Origin of the sequence: Kineococcus rubinsiae, assembly GCF_011839805.1 — a bacterium.
In the GTDB taxonomy this organism is placed as follows: Bacteria; Actinomycetota; Actinomycetes; order Actinomycetales; family Kineococcaceae; genus Kineococcus; species Kineococcus rubinsiae.
Genome location: NZ_VWPY01000004.1, coordinates 143,831 through 159,051, shown reverse-complemented (window position 1 = coordinate 159,051; position 15,221 = coordinate 143,831). Strand labels below are relative to the sequence as shown.

Below are 15,221 nucleotides of genomic sequence, written 5' to 3'. Positions count from 1 at the left end.
GCACTGGGTGCCCGGCAGAAGTTCATCCGCCCGCACTGCCCCTGGCAGAACGGCAAGGTGGAGCGGTTGAACCGGACCCTGGCCACCGAGTGGGCCTACCGGCAGGTCTTCACCAGCAACGCCGAACGGGCCGCAGCCCTTGCCCCGTGGATCGAGCACTACAACACTCAACGCCGTCACAGCGCACTCGGTGGCCTCCCGCCGGTCAGCCGCCTGTCACCAACGTGATGGCCAGGTACATCTAGCCGGTGGGCGTGTGGAAGTCGGCCCAGCGGTCGGCGTTCCCCACATCCCAGGTGCTCGCGACGCTGGACAGCAGAAAAAGGTAGGCGACCAGCTCGTTCTCAGAGCGTGGGGTCGTGGACCAGGTCACGGTGTGCTCGCGCCGCAGGTGAGAGCCGTCGAGCTTGCTGCGGCGGACCTGCTCGTCCCTGGGGTCACCCTCGATGAGCCGCGGGTGGTCTCGGCCCGGGCGCAGGCCGCGTCCTGCTCGACGCCGTGCGTCCGAGGTGTCTCGGTGAGCCGGTGCCGCAGCAGGGCCCTCGGATCCTGACCGCACGGATGGCGCGGATGCGGGTGATCCTCTTGCTCAGCTTGCGCTCGCACATCGGCATGACCGGGCGTCAGCGGTCGCGCGACCAGCGGCACGACCGCGCGTCCTCACCAGGTCAGGGACAGGTAGTCCTCCCCGCGGGCCCGCAGCAGGGCCGTGGTCGCCCCGTCCTCGAGGCCGGGACGCATGGCGGTCTCCCACCGGGCGTTGAACGCCACGATCCACCCCGCCGCCGCACCTGCGGCCCTCCGCTCCGCCTCGTCGAAGGGGACGCCGCGAGCCTGTTCGTAGTCCTGCAGGAACACCGCCGTCTCCTCCGGGGTGGACAACCCGCCACCGCTGCTGGAGCTGGAGGCGAACCCGGCGGCGCTGAAGGCGGCCACGACAGCCTCGGCGTCCGCGACGAGCTCCCAGTCGAAGGTGCCCACCAGCTGCCCGTCGGCGACGGCCACGTTGCCGGCGTACCAGTCGGCATGCCCGACCACGACGTCGTGGCTGCGGTGGGCGAGGACCTGCTCACTCGCCCGCCGCGCGAAGTCGTCCAGCCACTCGCAGCCCGGCGGGCAGGCGGTGAAGTCCACGATCGGATCGTGCGGGACCGGCCAGGGACCGTGCTGGTAGCGGCACCACGACGGGCCGGTGCCGGCTCCTTCGACCAAGGCGCTGTCGGGGTCCTCGGAGGTCGCCTGACGCAGGAGGTCGACGTGCCGGGCTAGTCCTCGGGCCAGCAGTCGGCGCACCACCGGGTCACGCCCGTCCGGCGCCTGGCCGGTGCTCAGCCGCGTCTCGGCCACCAGGACGTGCCCGGCCACCTCGAGGGGCCCGGCCAGCGGCTGAGGGCAGGGGAACCCGGCCGCGACCAGCAGGTCCTTCGCTCTCGTCGCTGCGACGACGGCGGGCACGTCGACCGGGCGACGGTGCGCCTTGATCACCACGTCCCGGCCGTCGGTGAGCCGGACGCCCCAGACGACGTCGATGCGACCGGCCCGGAACGTCACGTGGTCGATGGATCGAGCGAGGTGGTCGCGGGTGAAGCCGTCGAACAGGGAGAGGACCTGTGCCGTCGAGAGGTCGCCCAGGACGGCCCTCTCGGTGTCGGACAGCGTGGCCGGTGCGCCGGTCAAGGCGCGCGCGGGCTCGTCATCGGTCGCACCGGTGGGGAGGTCCACGGCGGGAACGTTCTCACGAGCTCACCGGCACGGGAAGCGTCGACCGATCCCGCGAGCACCTGGCGCGGTCGGGGAGCGAACCGAGTCAGAGCGCGGTCCTGTCGCTGCTGCGAGGGTCCCGCACGTGGTGCCCTCGGTAGAAGCTGCCGTCGAGGGCGCTGGAGCGCCAGGGACGTGCCAGGTCCAGCGCGATGTGGAACTCCGGGTCCGTGCGGTCCAGGTCGGCGAGGACGATCTCCTCACCAGCGGACGCCGCCGCCAGAGACGTCCCGTCGGGGCCGAAGAGTTCCGAGGGCACGAGGTGGTGGGTCTGGGCGACGGAGCAGACGGCGACCCAGTAGTTGTTGATGGCGGCCAGGGCTTGCGCCTTCGTCCGGAAGATCGCGTCGACGGGGTAGGTGGGCAGGAGCAGGCAGTCCACCCCGAGGGCGGCGTACTCACTGAACACCTCGAGGAAGTTGATCTCCACGCACACGGCGATGCCGAAGCGGTACCCGTCGACCTCGAACACCGTCGGCTCGGTCCCGGGGGTGTAGAAGTGCAGGGTCTCAGTGGCCGAGCAGAAGCGCTTGTCGTAGCGGTCCACCACCTGCCCGGTGTCGGAGATGACGTACACGCTGTTGTGCGGTCGGTGCGGAGGCGTCAGCGGGTGGGCGGAACCCAGGACCACCCACACTCCGAGCTCGGCCGCGAGATCGGCCACGGCCTGCGTCTCCGCCCGCACCGTCGGCCAGTCCGTGTCCGCGAAGTCGTGGACCTGCTCCTTGGCGTACCCGGAGAGGTGGCCTTCGGGGAACAGCACCAGCCGCGCTCCCTGCGCCGCCGCGGTCCGCATCAGCCGGCGGGTGACCTCTCCGTTGCGGTGGGGGTCCGGGCTGGCGTCGGGCTGGGTGACGGCGATGCGGAGGGTGCTCACACGCCCAGTCTGTCGGCGCGAGCTGACGTCGAGGTGGACGCCGGGCGCGGTGGCGGCGCGCGATCCACGGTCGTTCGTCACGCACGACCGCGCGGGTTCCCAGGACCACGCGGATCGCGGCACGACCGGGAGGGCGAGGGGGCCGCTGATCTGCGTGTCCACCACCGTCTCGCGGTGGAGGATCACCGGCTCAGGTTCCGAGCGGAACGAGGGCGCCGGAGGCGCCTGACTCCGCAGCGTCGAGCACGACGGCTGCGACACTCGCCCGGCTGGTGGAGGCGGGGAGGAGCCGTCGAGGAACCCCTTCGAGCGCGACCGACCGGGGTTACGCGCCGCCTGGGCGGTGGGTCGGCGGACCGGGGATCGGCCCGCGACGCGGTTGCACCTCACCGCTGGAGAACGCCAGGGACGGCTTCTCGGACGTGTGACCCAGCTGCGGTAGGGGGACTGCGGTGCAACGCGTCTCAGCCGGTGGGCCCGTCGTCGGTGCGCAAGGGCCGGAAGCACCAGGAAGCGCTGAGCCAGGCCGCTGCCACCGCGGCTGCCGTGGCGAGCACGGTGCCCACCAGGTGGACCGGGCCTGGCGGCAGGCTCCACGCGGAGGCGGCGGCGATGAGCGCGCCACAGCACACCGCCAGCACGGCTCGGGCCAGGACGACGTGCTCACGCACCAGGTGGACGGCCAGGCATCCACCGACCGTGCCGCTGACGAGGCCGGAGGCTGCACCGAACAGCGCACCGAAGGGAGCCCCGTAGAACACGCCGAGAGCCAGCTCGGATCCGGTGCTCAGCTCGGGATCGCCGACCAGTGCCAGGGCGCCGGTGACGGCCCCGCCGACGGTACCCAGCAGCGTGCCCGCCAGAGCGGTTCGACGGGTGCCGGCCCACCGCTGAGCGCGTCCGTGCCTGTCCATGGGAGAAGGCTCCTCAGGGTGGGGACCACGCGACCGCGGTACGCGGTGGGCGATGAGCTGGGGACATCGTGGCACTCGTGGCTCACCACCGGAGTCGAAGACCGAGTTCGAGTGTCCGAGCCGACGGCGCGATCTTCGCCACGACCGCCAGGCCGCGGCCGCGCGGATCGCGGCGCGGCCGTGCGTTCAGCACCGCGGCCCGAGCGCGCTGCTCGCGACGGGCGACGCGGAGACGTCAGAACGGCGGCGTCGTGTCCTGCGGCTGGGCTTCGAGCCGGGGATCGGCGAGGACGGCGTCCAGGAGCACGCGTGGGCCGGCGATGTAGGTGTAGTCCTGGTCGAGGTCGGTGAGGACCAGCCAGGACCGGTCGAGGGGCCAGAGCAGGCTGGGGCTGTGCCGCTCGAACCAGCGCTGGTCCTGGTACCGCCATGTCCGCCCGACGGTTCGCAGCGCGTCCAGCGGGGCGGTCAGCAGCAGGTAGCTGCGCGAGGAGACCCGCAGACGGGGCGTGGAGTTCAGCAGCCAGGAGGAGAACGCCGGGTCCTGGGGTGGCTCGACGTGGTGGGGGTCGCCGGAGAACTGCACGCCGGGCCCGCCGGTCACCCAGGTCAAGGAGTCGTCGACGGCGATGAGGCAGCGGGTGCTGGACCCGGAGTACCGGGCGAGGTGGCTCAGCAGGGCGTCCCACCCGGTGTCGCCCAGTTCGCCGAGATCGGGTGGGCCGCCGGGCCAGTCGTTGCGGGTGGTGCGGCGGGTGTGCACGGTGCCGGCGATGTCGTCGAAGGTGCTGTCGGGGTTCAGCGAGTGGCCGGTGACGGCGGCGACGTCGGCCCAGCCGACGGGGTCGAGGTCGGCGTCGGTGGCGGGGTGCAGCAGGCGGGCGGCGGCGGAGAAGCCGCGCGGGGCGCCGGGGCCGGGCGCCTCGAGCTTGGACAGCCAGGCAGCGGTGGGCGCGGTCGCGCTGGGCGGGGCCGGTTGCAGCTGCTGTTCGTCCACAGGGTCAGTCTGCGCGTGCGTGGCTGCCCCCGAGGTCAGGTGTTGAGGTGATCAGCGAAGGCGGACAGGTCGTCGTCCTCGTGCACGGGCCACGCCTCGAGCGCCGGCGCGGCCAGGACGGCGTCGACCAGGTCGACCGGGCCGGCGACGAGGGTGGAGTCGAAGTCGATCTCGGTGGCCAGGCACCAGGAGCGGTTCGCCGGCCACGACAGGTTGGGTGACTGCGGGTCGAACCAGTCGTCGGTGACCTGGTGCCCCATGCCGAGGGCGGCGTGCAGGGAACCGGTGAACAGCAGGTACTCCCTTCCCGGCAGCGACAACCGGGAGGCGTCCAGGGCCTGCTCGAGCACATCGGGTGTGGCCGCATGGCTCGGCACCGGCAGTTCAGGGCCGGCGGCGGGGGAGGAGGTGAGGAAGACGCTGCCGCCGCTCAGCCACCCCCACCCCTCCCACAGCGCGTGGTGGCACCGGTCGCCGGTGAAGGGGGCCAAGACGTCCAGCAACGGGCTCAGCGCCTGCGGGCTGAGGGTGCCGCGGCGGACCTGGACCTCGGCCCAGCGACCTTCGCGCGAGAGGGGAACCTCCCCACCGGAGCGCGGTGGCGGGGCGGGAGTGGTGATGGCCTCCCACTGCATCAGGGCGTGCGGGATGCGACCGGTGCGGGCGCAGACCCCGGCCCACGTGGTCGGCTCGACCGCAGGTTCGGGCTCCACCGGGTGCAGCACGCGGGCGTAGGCGGGGTAACCGCGCGGGACCGTGCGGCACACCGCGCCGAAGCCGCCGCGCAGGCGGGGGGCGATCCAGTCACCGACAGCGGGGTCGGCTGCCGTCTGCAGGCCCTCCATGCTCACCCGGTCATCGTGCCCGTCCGCATCACCAGCCACCAGGTACGGGGCGGACGGCGACATGACCGCATGTTCGAGCGGGCACTCCCTGGGTGGGGGAACGCCGTGACTGCCGCGTGCGTCCACGAGGCGTGGGAGCTCGTCGAGTCTTCGCGGCCACCGGAGTGCTGGCCTTCGTCTGCGCCGCGCTGGGCATGCTGCCGGCGGCGTCGGCAGCAGCCAGTTGCGTGGGCCCGCAGCTGGTGATCGGCACCGACCCGGAGGCAGCATCGGTGGGCGGTGGGGAGGGTTCGGCCCCGGTGACGGTGGAGCGGGGCGGGCATCTGCAGGTCGCCGGACAGTGGTTCCGCGACGGTTGCGACGACACCAGTGCGGGGGGCGCGGGGTGCGCCGGTCCGCCGGCCAGCTCGGAGAGGCCCCTGCGCGGGGTGGACCTGGTGCTGGAGCAGGGCTTCTCGTCGTGGATGCTGGGCACTGCCGACGCAGCCGGTCGCGGTGAGGGCTACTCCATCGCGTGGGAGGTGGACCTGCCTCCAGGGGCCGTACCGGGTCCGGCGGTGGTGAGCGCTGCGGGCGTGGAGGTAGCTGTCGAGATCAGCGACTGACGACGCGCGACGATGAACTCGCACGCCCGCGACAGACCGTGAAGTCGTCGCCGCGGGGGTCGCGTCCGCCACGCAGGAGTCGCGAGGTCGTCGAGCCTCGCCTGAGCGGTTGGTGTCGGATCCGTCGGGCACAGTGCTCGGCATGAACTCCACGGGGGAGGGTGGGCGCTGGTGATCGACCTCCGTGATGTCGCCGCACCACCGTGGGAAGACGATCTGCTGGTCACGGCTCAGCTCAAGGGGGTCGTGGACGTGTGGTCGCTGGCGCGTGGTGCGCGCTGCGCCACGCTCGAGACGGTCTGGGGCTCCGGCGGCGGTTGGCGGGGGGCGCTGGTGTCCGGTGAACGTCCTCTCGTGGTTGCCGGCGCGTGGGAGCGCCACGGCGTGTGCGGGTACGACCTGTCGGGGCAGCGGCTGTGGCAGGACCGCAGCCGCACGAACGAGGAGGCCGTCACAGCCCTGGCTGGAGGTCGGGTGGCCGTCACCTACCTCCGGAGAGCCACCCGCGTGCTGGAGGCCGCGTCCGGGGAGGAGGTGCGCTCCCTGCGGGGGGCGTTGCAGGTGTTCGCGCTGCGTCCAGACGTCTTGCTGGCGTTGGGCAGCGACTGGTGCCGCCTGCTGGACGGTTCGCTGGATCCGCTGGGGTCGAGGATCTCGACGTCCGGCCGTGGCGGGTTCGTGTCCGCGGCCACCGACGGCGAACACCTGGCGGTCGCGGAGATCGGGGGACCGTTGCGCATCATCGACCCCGACGGGCGGGAGCGGGCGAGGGTGGCCGAGCACTTCCGTCATGTCCTCCACGACCCCGTGACGGAGACCTGGGTCGCAGTCCACGAGACCTCCGAGGGGAGGAACTCCCTGTTCCGGTTCAGCGACGACGGGGAGGTCCTGGAGCGACGTCCCTCAGACCACCGCGTCGGCGGTACAGCGACGATGCGCGGGGGCAGGACGTTGATCCTCATCACGGCTGAAGGCGTCGAGGTCATCGACTGCGCGGACTGGAGCGTGCGGCAACTCGAGGCGACGTGAGTCCGCGCGCCTGTTCGGGGTTCCGCTCGAGCAAGTCGTGGACCGTCACACGCACAGGTCAGGTGACCAAGTTCGAGAGCAGCATCGACCGCCGCTGAGGCGCCTGTGCGCCGCGCTGATCCAGTGCTCGCCCCAGACGTGTCGAGATGTCGGCGACGTCCTGGTCGCGGCATGAACACGCGAGGTGTGCGGTGCCGTGCGTGGCTCAGGAGTAGTGCGGTGGCGTGTCCGCTGGGTCGGAGAGGACGAGATCCAGTCCCGACCGGACCAGCAGGTCCTCGATGGCGGCACCGGAGGCGCCGATGCTGGCGTAGTGCGGGTCGACGTCCTTGGTCAGGCACCAGGCCCGGTCCGCGGGCCACACGAAGGCGGGGACGGGCAACCACCATCGGGCGTCCGACGTCCGCAGTGCCTCGCGCCACTGGTCCTCGTCGCCGAGGGCGGACAGAGGGCCCTGGAAGAGGAAGTAGTCGCGGTCGGGAAGCTGCCAGGTCGGGCGGGCTGATCCACCGGCTGGGGTGACGCCCCAGCCGTCCCAGAGGGCGAAGTAGCAGGCGTCGACGGTCGTGGTGTGGGCGCTCAGGACATCCACGGCGGTACGCAACTGCTCGGTCTCCGTCCCACGGTCCTCGTCGCCGGCTACGTCGCCCTCTCGCTGGCCGGTCTCGGTGGGGTCGGGGATGAAGCGCAACCGGGCGTAGCGCTCGAAGCCGTCGGGTCCCAGGCAGACCAGCTTCCCCCACGAGGAGTCGGTGCTGTCGAGCCAGGCAGCCGCGGAGACATCGCAGCACAGGGTGACGGTCACCGGTACACAGTCGCGTGTGGTGCCCCCTCACGTCACGCCCGCCGGACGTTGCGCGCGACCAGCGGCGTGAGCGTAACCATCACCGTTCGTCAGGAGTCTCCGAGCATCGGGGCTCCTCCTGCATGGGGCAGTGTCGCCGAGGCCAGCGCGTAGGCGCCGTCGGTGGTCTCGATGTGCATGTTGAAGGTGACTTCGGCGATCAGCTGACCGTCGTCGTCGAGAGCTCGCATCGGGGCATCGAGAGCGGGACGAGGTGTCTGACGAGCGACGTCCAGCAGAGCGGTGAAGCCTTCGATGGCCCCCTGGGCGTGCTCCAGGTCCCCCTGGAAGTAGGGGTCGCTGCTGATCTCCGGAGCTCGGGCGGTGAGGTCGTCGATGGTGGCTCGGGCGCCCTCCAGACAGGCGCGCATGAGGTCGTCAGCGGTGGGGAAGCCGGAGACGGTCTCGTAGATGTTTCCGCTGTAGCGCCGGGCGGGGCTGCGCTGCTGGGCCGGACGCGGCGTGTCAGACGCGGCTGAGGACATGAAGCTCCAACGCCGCAGCTAGAGGGCGCGTTCCAACCCGCCGGAGTGGCATGAGGGCGCGTGCGCGCGAAGGCGGCATGACCGCGCGGCCGAGTCAGCTGGCCTCTACCGCCCAATCGGGCACGGCAGATGTGAAGGCCACCGTGGTCCAGAACTGCTCCTGAGCGGGCGTGAGCTCACCGGTGGTACCGGGTTCGGCGGGGGGCTTGAGCAGGATGTGGAAGGGGGTCGAGTCCAGCTCACCGCTGCGGACCACGACGACCGGGGCGTCACCCAGAGCCGCTTCGCAGGCGGGTAGCTCGCCTCGGCACACGATGACGCCAGACCCGTCGCTCATGACGTCGAGGACCGGGTGTCCCCACCAGGCGCTGGTGAAGGCCAGGGAGATGTCTGCGGGTAGCTCGACGGGGACGGCGAAGGTGGCGGGGTAGCGCTGCATCGACTCCCTCACCTGACCTCGCCAGTCGATGAGGTCGTCACCGGGACGGTCTGGGCTGTCGATCGGTAGCTCGACCAACGCTGGCTGGGTGTAGACGCCTGGCTCCGGCGCGGCAATCGTGCTGGGGGTGGTCGTCACGCTCTCAGCTGGGAGTACCGGCGCCGCGCTGGTACCTGGGTCAGCGCACGCGCTCGACATCAACGCGGTCGCCAGCGCAGTCGCGGCAAGAGCATGAAGCGTTCGCACCCCCCGACTATGCGGCATCAGTCGCCGGCACGTCATCGATCGCCACATGCGGCTCGTCACCCGAAGGAGCGAACGCCGCGGGCGCCCGTAGCGCGCGACCAGCGGTACGAGCGCGTGCTCCGCGCGACCAGCGGCGTGACCGTGCGTTCCGAAGCGCGCGGCATGGCCCTCGGGGAGCTACATCACCCAGACATCGTCGTTCTCCGGTGCATTGCACTCGGCGAACGCCTGGGCAAGATCCTTTGAGTTCTCGGCGAGCGTCTTCTGGGAGATGCTGCCGCCACCCGTCTCAAGCTCTTGGCCCAGTGTGTAGGACTTCCCCCCGGGAAGGGTGAGGGTGGAGGTGGAGGACTCCCATGTGGTGTGAGCTGGCCAGACGACGAGGACGCTCCCGATGCCGATGCATGCTCCGACCCGTTCGAGGGGGCCGGTCATGGCGGCGGTCATGGTGGCGTCCTTCTCATCGCCGATGATGAGCTCACCTTGGAGAGATCCGTTGGGACCGCCCGCGTCTCCGCAGGAACTGAGGAGCAAGCCGGCCGTCCCCGCCGCCGCGGTGAGGAGCGCAGACACCACGGCGTCACGTCTCATGATCGAGAGTCGCACACCTGTTGGACGTAGACGAGAACCGGCGGGTCGCAGCCCCATGTGCGCGACCAGCGGCATGAGCGTGAACCTGAGCATTGGCGTCGCATCTCGATGACCTCGCGGGATCATGGGTGTGTGAGCGAGCGCAGTAATGGCCGGCGCGTCTGGGCCGTGGCCGAGAGCGACCTTGCGCGCGAGGCGGCAGTGCAGGTGTGCTCCGCGATGCTGCAGGTCCTAGTCAGCCAGGCGCCGTGGGCGTACGTGGACGCCTGGAGCGACTACCGCGATGAGCTGCCACTGCAGGTGCAGCAGGCGCAGGAGGATCTGCGGCGCCTGCAGCGTGAGCGGGACGGTGTGGACACCGGCATGGGCATCGACATCGACCGGACCGACGCCGCTCAGGAGGCACTGCTACGGACCTATGCGGCGTGGTCGATCCACGTGGAGCTGCTGTCCGCCGCGGGGCAGCCCGCCTTGGCGGTGCTGCATGACGGTGCGTCTTCCATCACCGCAGAGCTGACCGACGCCGAGGTTGGACAGCTACGCGGTCGCATAAAGGGCGTCGCCACGGTGGAGCTGTTGCAGCATCTGCACGGCCGAGCTCGACTGCAGGGTGAGCGCCAGGAGGGGCAGCGGCGGGCTCGGCGTCTTGGGCGTTGGTTGGGCTCCCTGCGTGCGTCCGTCGCGAGACCCGCGCACGGTGACGAGCCGGCGTGCGGGCAGTGCGGGCATCCGCAGGGTGCTCATCCCTGGCCGGGGCGGCGCGGTCTGACGACATGCGCGCTGTGCGTGTATGAGGAGGACCACGAGATGCGCACGGAAGCTGAGATGTGCCGGCGCACCTTCTCCGAACCGGTGTGAGTCCGCGCGACCAGCGGCATGAGCGCGCCATCGCGCGACCAGCGGCATGAGCGCGCCATCGCGCGACCAGCGGCATGTGCGTGAAGTCGGTGGTGGATGCCGATGTGTTCGTGCGACGTTGACGGGGTGTCTACTCCGCCTCGTCCCACCGTGAAGCAGCTGGCCTCCGCCCGAGCTGCGTCCCTCCTGGTCCGGGTGCACCGCGGGGAGGACATGGACTCACTCGACGGCTACGTCGCAGGGGTGGGGCGCCGCTGGCTGCTGCTGGCCCGGGTCTCCGACGACATCTGGCTGACGGGCTGGAGCGCGGTCCGCCTGCGCGACGTGAGCGTCGTCGAACCACGCGCTAACGCCCGCTTCACCACCGAAGCCCTCCGACGGCGCAAGCAGTGGCCACTGCCGACGCTGGAGGTTGATCTCGACCTGGACTCCCGCCGAGGCCTGTTGACCAGCCTGGCCGGCAGCGAGCAGGTCGCCGCGCTGCACCCTGAGCGGCGAGACCCCGATGTCTGCTTCGTCGGGGTCGTGCGCGGGGTGAACCGGCACTGGGTGGACCTGCTGGAGGTCACCATCCGGGCGCAGTGGGACGCCGAAACCACCAAGCGTGCGGTAGAGGCCATCACCCGGGTGGACATCGCCGGCGGTTACGAGCGTGCCCTGCGCCTGGTGGCCGGCCCCGCGCCACGGTGAAGCGCATCTGGGGCAGTCCCTCACCGTCGACCGCACGGTCCCCGCTGAACGGGCAGCCGGTGCCGGTGCGCCTGGATGGGCGGACCCTGTTCCTGTGGTGGGGCCAAGACCGCGACGACAACGACTGCCTGGCTACCCACGCGGGGCGGTTGCAGGTCGCTGACTCCGAGATCGGCATCCGGAGCGCCGCGGCGTTGCACAGGTGGCAGGCGACTGCCCCAAAGGTGCAGTACGAACAGGTCACCGATTTTGGTCAGAACGATGCCGAGGGCGTGAGGGTGATCGACGTCGATGAGGTCCGGGACTGGCTGTCTCACCCCGGGAGGGCGGTGCCTGTCGCGGCTGGACTAAACGTGTGGAACTTCGCGACCGACGTCGCCTACACCTTCGGGCGAGCGCGGGCTGATCGGGGGTACTGGGTGGACCGCTCCTACGACAAGCTGTTCGCGGCGAACGTGCCGTGGGCCTTCGGGTTGGAGTCCTACCGCCCTCGCTGGACCCGTCAGGAGCTGACGGCGCTGCGTCGCGTCCAAGGGGATGTCGTGGGCCTGCTGCGGAGCATGCTCACCGTGTCCTACCGACCCGCGCGACCAGCGGCATGAGCGCGCGACCAGCGGCGTGAACGCTTTCGCACGACCAGCGTCACGGGCGGTGGTGTGGCTCAGTCCAGCTCGAGCTCCGAGGCCTGGTGCTTGGCCTCCGCGTAGCGGCGCTGGATGCTCAGCTCTTGCAGCAGGCCTTGCTGCACGTCGGACTGCAGCAGTCGTGCTCCCTGCAGCAGGTGATCCGCGGTGGCGAGGACCTCAGCGCCCAGCGCGGTGTCACTGGGATCCTCGACGGTCTCAACCAGCAGGACGAGGCCGGCTGAGCGGTGCAGCTGCCGAAGGCTGGCACGCAGGTCCAACAGGCGGGCCTGTTCGGTGGCGGGTAGGGGCAGGTACTCAGCCAATGACTCGATCACGGTCAGGGTGTCCTCGACGTGCTGCAGGCGTTGCCCCAGCTGGCCGCCGATGACGGGCAGCTGGTTGCCGCCGCCCCGCGGTGACGCAGTCGCGAGGCCGCCGGGGTCCTGCAGGTGCGCGAGGCCCGTCAGGTGCGCGAGGCCCGTGTCGACGGCCTCTCCACCGGAGGAGCGGTCGAGGTCGTCACCGCTGGCCTCGCTGCGGCGGCGCCAAGACCGGCGACGGGCGCGCTGGTGGGTGAGGTAGGCCTGCAGATTGTCGCGGTAGTAGTCCGCGACAGCGTGAGCGCCAGCTTCGCTGGTGTAGTGGTCGTCTACGTCGACGCTGACCCGCACGGTCCAGGTGCCGTCCTCGGCCGCCGCGACCGTGACCGCGCTACGCCCCTCGCGCAGGTGTGGCAACAGCATCAGCTCCAGGAAGTTGGCGGGGTTGCGGAGCAGGTCGTCGGCCACGTCTCTGACTCTGCCAGCTGAGCTTCGCCATGCGTGGCCTGACGCTCCCGACTCCTTGACACCGTCGTAGGTGAGGGGCTGAGCGGTACCGCGGTATGTCCGTGAAGTCCACGAGCCGTCATCACCGGCAGAAGTGGACCGCCGTCGGACCTTCGTCACCCTGGAGAGCTTGGACCCAGGCGGCGTCGTCGAGGCCGATGTGCTGGTCGAGGGCGGCGATGAAGATGAGCTTGGTCGGCGCTGGCTGGCTCTCGACCCAGTCGCGGACCTGCCGGTAGGAACCTTCGACGTCGCTCATGCGATTGCCGTCGTCTTGCCAGCTGCCGCTCCAGGTGTCGTCGTCGTGGGGTGGCATGACCCACACGGTGCCGTGGCCGGGCCGCGGTGGCGGATAGGTCTTGGGTTGGCGGGCCTCTTCCATCAGTCGGGCGCGGTCTTCGGCGGTCTGGGCGCGCAGCTCTGATGGCAGGTAGTCCTGGTAAGGCGGACCGCTGAACATGGACATGTGATCAGGATGACCGCAGGCGAAGGCGGCCAGCACCTTCCCGTCGAGGCGGGCCAGCGGCTGCAGGGCTCGCGGACGGCGCCATGACCGCGAAGTCGGCCGTGCTGACGGCGTCTGTCCGCCAGGATCGTCTAGTGCGGACACTGCGGCCAGGACGGATGATCGTCACCACCAGCGGGGTGTGGGTGCTCGATGAGCTCCAGCCGGTGGCCGCGGTGCTCGACCCCGACACCGGGGCTCTGCGTCGGCTGGTCTCTTGGGCGCAACTGCCACCGCCGCCGCCGGGTGAGGACGTCGTGGTCTGCGCCGACGGCGACGGGTTGTGGGTTCAGCACGGTCGCCTGGGGCCCCTGGTGCGGGTGGACCTGGACGGGGTCAGCACCACCGTGTGGACTGAGTGTCTGGTGTTGACCGCGGCCGGCGCAGGCAGCGCCTGGTGTACCTCACCGGCACCGGCGCAGGAGCTGGTGCACGGCGCCGAGGCCGAACCTGTGGTCTTCGTCAGCGGCGCGGTGGTGGCCCGTGTCGATCGCGACGGTCGGGTGCAGAGGGTGTTCACCGATGCGCCGGTCCGTGCTGTGCTCACCAGCGAGGAGGCGCTGTGGGTGCAGCTGGACGTCGCGCCGTGGTCGCTGCGCAACCTGGGCACGGAGACCCACGAGGTGGTCTGGTCCAGTTGTTGGCTTTCCCTGGCCTGGACCGGCGACCTGCCGGACCGTGTGGAAGCCGCGACCGGACAGTCCGAGCAGCCGACCGCAGCCCCTGCTCCTCTGGGTGGTGATGGTCGCTGGCACGGCTACCTCTACGACCCCGAAGGGGACCCGGACAGCGACGAAGTCGTGGCGGCGGCCGGGTTGCTATGGCGGCTGGGCTGGGAGGCTCCCACTGAGGACGGACCCCGTCGGGGGACCATCGCTGCGGCCTTCGCGACCGGTACGGCCGGCGATGATCAGGACACCCCCGAACCGTTGCAGGTCTTCCAGCTGGGTGATGGGATTCGGGCGGCCGCGGCCGTTCGTGAGCACCTGGTCGTGGTGACCAACGGTGTCCCGCCCGGCAGGGAGTCGTCTCGAGTCGGTGACCTGCACTCGGGGGAGACGCTTGTCCCGTGCGTGGTCGCCTTGCGGCCGGGCGTGGAGCCGGCGCAGGTGTGGCTCACTAGCGACGACGTCGACATCAGCGACCTGTCGTGGCCGCTGCCCCCACGGCCGCTGGATGCGGACTCTTACACCCAGCAGGTCCTCGCCCGGTGGAACCGGATGGACCAGTACTGGCTTGGTCCCGACGGGTGGCACCCGTTGACGCAGGGGATGAGCGGTAGTCGGGCGCGGTTGGTCGGGGACTGGCCGGCGACGCAGCTGGAGTTCACCTTCGACTACGCACCTCGTCCCGGTGTTCGGCTGCGGCGGAGCATTCCTCTGTTCGACGAGGTGGGGGCCATCGCCAACCCGGAGTACGCCGACATCGGGCTGATGGAAGACCTGGACACCGGGCGAACCCCACCTCTGGAGGACGCCAGGGACGGCTACCTCGATATGTGACGCAGCCGCGGTGCCGGCCCTGCGGCCAGCGAACTCGACCGCGCGCTTCTCGGCATGACCGTGACGTGCCTGGTGCTCGAGGACCTTCGAGGAGATGCTGCGGGGATGGCTGAGGTGACGGGTGTCAGGGCGCGGGTGAGGCACGAAGACGATCGCTCGTACACCGTGCTCGTCGTCGGACCCACCGGCGAGGTGGAGGTCGGGACCACCACCGAGACCGGGCAGCTGCACCGGTTGGCCGAGGAGGGTGCGGCGCGGCTGCTGCGCGTGCGGCGGGAGCAGGTCGTGGTGGAGCTGTTGGTGCCGCGTCCAGCTTACGGACGCGACGGGCAGCTGGTTCGCATCACGAGCCGGGACGTACCCGAGGACCACGGGGCGCTGGGGCAGGCGAACTGGTTCGGGGCGGAGGGAGCCTGGTTCGTCACCGTCGCGGGCAGCGGTACGGGCATCGTGCCGACGGAGGGGTTGGACTTCGCGCCGACAGTGGGCGACGTCGAGCTCGCTGAGCTCACGGCCTCCCTGGAGCGGGCCGGTCAGGAGGACTGACGGTGTCCAGCTGCGGCATGTGCGCGTCTTCGCG

At 70.8% G+C, this 15,221-nt stretch carries 19 protein-coding genes; 8 read left to right on the top strand and 11 right to left on the bottom strand.

All coding sequences use genetic code 11. The features are described 5' to 3' along the window. Positions 1-228 (top strand): integrase core domain-containing protein (locus F1544_RS04585; RefSeq protein WP_167582534.1); only part of this gene is annotated, 228 nt, incomplete at its 5' end. A gap of 432 nt (positions 229-660) precedes the next feature. Here F1544_RS04585 and F1544_RS04580 read toward each other — a convergent pair. The 5 genes from F1544_RS04580 to F1544_RS04560 form a co-directional block, all read right to left on the bottom strand. Continuing rightward, positions 661-1,722, bottom strand: coding sequence for an aminoglycoside phosphotransferase/kinase family protein (locus F1544_RS04580; protein WP_167582531.1), 1,062 nt, complete (start codon positions 1,720-1,722; stop codon positions 661-663). An 85-nt stretch (positions 1,723-1,807) separates the two neighbouring features. Beyond that, positions 1,808-2,638 (bottom strand): carbon-nitrogen hydrolase family protein, encoded by an 831-nt coding sequence (locus tag F1544_RS04575; RefSeq protein WP_208971273.1) that lies wholly within the window; start codon positions 2,636-2,638, stop codon positions 1,808-1,810. Positions 2,639-3,102: 464 nt separating this feature from the next. Further along, complete coding sequence (locus F1544_RS04570) at positions 3,103-3,552, bottom strand: hypothetical protein (RefSeq protein ID WP_167582293.1); 450 nt, start codon at positions 3,550-3,552, stop codon at positions 3,103-3,105. A gap of 235 nt (positions 3,553-3,787) precedes the next feature. Beyond that, entirely contained in the window at positions 3,788-4,549 is a 762-nt protein-coding gene (locus tag F1544_RS04565) for a hypothetical protein (protein WP_167582527.1), read from the bottom strand. A gap of 35 nt (positions 4,550-4,584) precedes the next feature. Further along, complete coding sequence (locus F1544_RS04560) at positions 4,585-5,400, bottom strand: hypothetical protein (protein WP_167582525.1); 816 nt, start codon at positions 5,398-5,400, stop codon at positions 4,585-4,587. Positions 5,401-5,558: 158 nt separating this feature from the next. Between F1544_RS04560 and F1544_RS04555 the strand changes: the two genes are divergently transcribed. Next, complete coding sequence (locus tag F1544_RS04555; RefSeq protein WP_167582524.1) at positions 5,559-5,999, top strand: hypothetical protein; 441 nt, start codon at positions 5,559-5,561, stop codon at positions 5,997-5,999. A gap of 171 nt (positions 6,000-6,170) precedes the next feature. Continuing rightward, a complete protein-coding gene (locus tag F1544_RS04550) occupies positions 6,171-7,028 on the top strand; it encodes a hypothetical protein (protein ID WP_167582522.1) in 858 nt (285 codons plus the stop codon). A gap of 205 nt (positions 7,029-7,233) precedes the next feature. On the opposite strand, the gene F1544_RS04545 is transcribed toward F1544_RS04550, so the two are convergent. The 4 genes from F1544_RS04545 to F1544_RS04530 form a co-directional block, all read right to left on the bottom strand. Continuing rightward, entirely contained in the window at positions 7,234-7,833 is a 600-nt protein-coding gene (locus F1544_RS04545) for a hypothetical protein (RefSeq protein ID WP_167582520.1), read from the bottom strand. Between the two features lie 89 nt (positions 7,834-7,922). Then, positions 7,923-8,357 carry a hypothetical protein gene (locus F1544_RS04540; protein ID WP_167582518.1) on the bottom strand — a complete coding sequence of 145 codons (435 nt, stop codon included), beginning with the start codon at positions 8,355-8,357 and terminating at the stop codon, positions 7,923-7,925. A gap of 94 nt (positions 8,358-8,451) precedes the next feature. Next, complete coding sequence (locus tag F1544_RS04535; protein ID WP_167582516.1) at positions 8,452-8,934, bottom strand: hypothetical protein; 483 nt, start codon at positions 8,932-8,934, stop codon at positions 8,452-8,454. 285 nt (positions 8,935-9,219) lie between these two features. Beyond that, the gene (locus tag F1544_RS04530; protein WP_167582514.1) at positions 9,220-9,633 is read right to left on the bottom strand and encodes a hypothetical protein; all 414 of its coding nucleotides are present in this window, start codon (positions 9,631-9,633) and stop codon (positions 9,220-9,222) included. Positions 9,634-9,765: 132 nt separating this feature from the next. Here F1544_RS04530 and F1544_RS04525 point away from each other — a divergent pair, with 132 nt between their 5' ends. The 3 genes from F1544_RS04525 (at position 9,766) to F1544_RS04515 (ending at position 11,783) form a co-directional block, all read left to right on the top strand. Continuing rightward, positions 9,766-10,491: a hypothetical protein gene (locus F1544_RS04525; protein ID WP_167582512.1), complete on the top strand. Its 726-nt coding sequence runs from the start codon at positions 9,766-9,768 to the stop codon at positions 10,489-10,491. Positions 10,492-10,641: 150 nt separating this feature from the next. Further along, positions 10,642-11,181, top strand: coding sequence for a hypothetical protein (locus F1544_RS04520; protein WP_167582510.1), 540 nt, complete (start codon positions 10,642-10,644; stop codon positions 11,179-11,181). A 59-nt stretch (positions 11,182-11,240) separates the two neighbouring features. Continuing rightward, entirely contained in the window at positions 11,241-11,783 is a 543-nt protein-coding gene (locus F1544_RS04515; protein ID WP_167582508.1) for a hypothetical protein, read from the top strand. 59 nt (positions 11,784-11,842) lie between these two features. Here F1544_RS04515 and F1544_RS04510 read toward each other — a convergent pair whose 3' ends face one another. Next, the gene (locus F1544_RS04510) at positions 11,843-12,595 is read right to left on the bottom strand and encodes a hypothetical protein (protein ID WP_167582506.1); all 753 of its coding nucleotides are present in this window, start codon (positions 12,593-12,595) and stop codon (positions 11,843-11,845) included. Positions 12,596-12,716: 121 nt separating this feature from the next. Next, positions 12,717-13,100: a hypothetical protein gene (locus tag F1544_RS04505; protein ID WP_167582504.1), complete on the bottom strand. Its 384-nt coding sequence runs from the start codon at positions 13,098-13,100 to the stop codon at positions 12,717-12,719. Between the two features lie 158 nt (positions 13,101-13,258). Here F1544_RS04505 and F1544_RS04500 point away from each other — a divergent pair, with 158 nt between their 5' ends. Next, a complete protein-coding gene (locus F1544_RS04500; protein WP_167582502.1) occupies positions 13,259-14,641 on the top strand; it encodes a hypothetical protein in 1,383 nt (460 codons plus the stop codon). A 105-nt stretch (positions 14,642-14,746) separates the two neighbouring features. Beyond that, positions 14,747-15,187, top strand: coding sequence for a hypothetical protein (locus F1544_RS04495; RefSeq protein ID WP_167582500.1), 441 nt, complete (start codon positions 14,747-14,749; stop codon positions 15,185-15,187). Positions 15,188-15,221 lie beyond the last annotated feature (34 nt).

Coding starts and splice junctions, on each gene's coding strand:
- F1544_RS04570 (WP_167582293.1), bottom strand. CDS start 3,552: ATGGACAGGCACGGACGCGCTCAGCGGTGGGCCGGCACCCGTCGAACC.
- F1544_RS04540 (WP_167582518.1), bottom strand. CDS start 8,357: ATGTCCTCAGCCGCGTCTGACACGCCGCGTCCGGCCCAGCAGCGCAGC.
- F1544_RS04530 (WP_167582514.1), bottom strand. CDS start 9,633: ATGAGACGTGACGCCGTGGTGTCTGCGCTCCTCACCGCGGCGGCGGGG.
- F1544_RS04500 (WP_167582502.1), top strand. CDS start 13,259: ATGATCGTCACCACCAGCGGGGTGTGGGTGCTCGATGAGCTCCAGCCG.
- F1544_RS04495 (WP_167582500.1), top strand. CDS start 14,747: ATGGCTGAGGTGACGGGTGTCAGGGCGCGGGTGAGGCACGAAGACGAT.
- F1544_RS04505 (WP_167582504.1), bottom strand. CDS start 13,100: ATGTCCATGTTCAGCGGTCCGCCTTACCAGGACTACCTGCCATCAGAG.